This window comes from Bacillus sp. 220_BSPC (assembly GCF_001054655.1).
Lineage (GTDB): Bacteria > Bacillota > Bacilli > Bacillales > DSM-1321 > Peribacillus > Peribacillus frigoritolerans.
The window spans coordinates 1-2,919 of the sequence record NZ_JVPL01000202.1 but is presented as its reverse complement, the minus strand read 5'-3'; the positions used below and the strand labels follow the sequence as shown (position 1 = coordinate 2,919).

Below are 2,919 nucleotides of genomic sequence, written 5' to 3'. Positions count from 1 at the left end.
GTAACAACCAAAAAAAGGATAACTGTCAAAGGTAAAATAATTTCAAAAAGACGGGCGATCGGGTTAATGCCGCCGATGATGAGATAAAGACTTACCCACATGAAAATCATCATAATTGCCCAAGTAGGCGTACCTTCCAAAAGTAAATACCTTATCACTTCCGCCATTGCACGGAGCTGAAAACTGGAAGTTGTAAGAAAATAACAGACTACAACTAAACTAAGTAACCCGCCCAGCCATTTTCCGACAATTTCATTGATGTATTGATAGAAGGTCTTTTCGGGAAACTGTTGGCTTAATTTGACCATGATCAGCCCCGCGGTTATAGTGATAACTCCGCCTAAAATAACGCTTATCCATACATCTGGTGTCTGTACCTTCTCCGTAGATGATCTGGGTAGGGTGAGCAATCCTGTGCCGAGTATGAAGTTAATGACAATGACAGCTGCTTGAGGAGTTGTAATTTTGTCTTTCGGACTGATAATCATTCTATAACCACCCTTTCACCGATAGGTTATCCTTTACGTATGGGGTTTTTTGTATGCAACATCTTTGGACGGCGTTTCATCATCATAAGTGGCATGCGGACCACCAGGTCTTTCCACTCACTTAAGCGATAAGGAACGGCTGGACTCAAATAAGGCACACCAAAGCTTTTTAATTTCACTAAATGGCTGGTCATTAAAAGGAAAAAAAGAATGACCCCGTATAATCCGAACGTGGCAGCACATAGCATTGCGGGAAAACGAAGCATCCGTAATGTAATCCCGATACTATAGTGCGGAATGGAAAACGATGAAATGGCGGTTAACGCTACCACAATCACCAAAACAGGACTAACTATCCCTGCCTGAACAGCAGCTTCCCCAATGATTAAACCGCCGACAATTCCCATTGCTGGACCGATTGGCTTAGGCAATCGCAGTCCTGCTTCCCTCAAAATTTCGATGGCTATTTCCATGAATAATGCCTCGATAAGTGCCGGAAACGGAACCCCGGACTTGGTTCCGATAATGGAGATGGCCAGTTTGGTCGGAATCAATCCTGAATGAAATGAGATGAAAGCTATATACAATGACGGTGTAAAAAGGGCCAGAATAGCTGCGAGGTAACGAAGCATACGGATGAATGTTCCAGGAATCCACCTTTCATAATAATCTTCCGGTGATTGTAGCATCATGCTTAAGGTAACAGGAACGATCAAAGCGAAAGGGGTCCCATCTAACAAGATGGCCACTCGCCCTTCCATCAAAGCAGCGACCACGCGATCAGGACGCTCTGTATTCTGTACCTGCGGAAAAGGACTAAGGTAATTATCTTCAATAAGCTGCTCTACATAACCTGATTCAGGAACACTATCAATATCAATTTTCTTAATTCGATTTTCCACCTCTTTAACTAATTCGGGATCAACAATATCCTTTATGTATGCGACAACCAAATCCTTTTTTGAACGCTTTCCTACTTGGAATTTTACTAACGATAAATTCTCGATTTCACCACTACACCTTAAAAAAGATGTATTATCACTCAATGATTCAGTGAAACCGACACGGGGACCTCTGACTAGTGCCTCTGATACCGGCTCTTCAATTGCCCTTGTTTTATGTTTGGCAGTTCCAAGGAGCAGCGCATCCAAAGACCCATCAATTAAAAGGGCGGTAGAACCTGTTAGTACTTTAGAGGCTAATTCTTTAATGGAGCGGACAGCTTCTATTTCACTAATGGATAACACTTCATTTTTTATGAATTCTTTTGAAATGCTCCCTTTGAGGTAGGGAAGGTTCTGTTTATATTCTGCTGAAAAATCAACCATCAATGATGGCATGATATGCTTATCAATGAGATCTTTATCCGATAGTCCATCCACAAAAATGATAACTGACCGTATACCGGTTCTCCCTAGATTAAATTCCCGAAAATGCACATCCCAATTATGGCCAATTTCTTGCTTAACACATTCAAGATTATAATTAAGATTATCTGTAAACTGATGTGTTAGATATTGGGAGTTATATGCTTCTTGTTTGTCTTTTTCGTTACCTTTTCCTTTTTTACCAATCTTTGATATCCACTCTTTCATCATCATCACTCATCCTTTGAGGTATGAAGCAAATTAAACAATTTGGAGATTAGATATGGAATAACAAACACAATGAAAGCTTGTATAAAAACCTGCCATTCTGGAAGGTAGGAAACAATCGTTTTCCACATTTTCATCACCCTATACTTGCCTAATATCAGCAGCTAAAATCTGTGTAATCTTCTACAAAATTCCTTTATTTCTCAAATAGTATTAATATCTTATACGTTTCTTATGCAAGGAAGTTAAATGCAATTCTCCTTATTTACATCACTTTATACGTGTATTAGCTACACGGGACAATAAATGTCATCCAACAATCTCCACTGGTTGTAAATATGACTTCGATTTAAATGGAATAATATGTAATTGTAACTTACATAAACAGTGCAAATGATCCCAATCTAATGGTTATTGAGAAAAGAGAGACCGCTAAGGTCTTTATTTGGTGGTAACTTTTTAAGTTCACGTTTCTTTACTAACCCAATAGCTGATTTATCAATCTTAAATCTTAGTTGCGAACTAATATAAGTTTGTGAAGAAATGTACTTAAACTATCGGGTGCGTTAGCTGAAGATCATAGCTGTCTTAAGGCAGCTTTTTCTTCTTTAACTAACAGGGGTTATTGTTTAATAAAAAAATCTACTAATCTAGTATAATAGTTCTTCTTTTGTCTATACTGTCTATTAATATGGTATTATTGGAGAGAATCAGGTATGATCTTAACTGATGTATGGGGTTTATATATCCAAGGTTATTCTCCACAAACATTAAAGGCCTATTACATCCAATTTAACTTGTTGGTGAATAGTTTTGGAAATATATCCATTCAAGAA

General features: G+C 38.3%; 2 protein-coding genes. Both read right to left on the bottom strand.

All coding sequences use genetic code 11. From position 1 onward, the window contains the following. Positions 1 to 488 (bottom strand): GerAB/ArcD/ProY family transporter (locus ADA55_RS15925; protein ID WP_048685694.1); only part of this gene is annotated, 488 nt, incomplete at its 3' end. A gap of 26 nt (positions 489 to 514) precedes the next feature. Then, entirely contained in the window at positions 515 to 2,083 is a 1,569-nt protein-coding gene (locus ADA55_RS15920) for a spore germination protein (RefSeq protein WP_414629831.1), read from the bottom strand. Positions 2,084 to 2,919: the final 836 nt, after the last annotated feature.

Excerpts from the sequence above, each read along its gene's own strand:
- ADA55_RS15920 (WP_414629831.1), bottom strand. The coding sequence starts at position 2,083 with ATGAAAGAGTGGATATCAAAGATTGGTAAAAAAGGAAAAGGTAACGAA.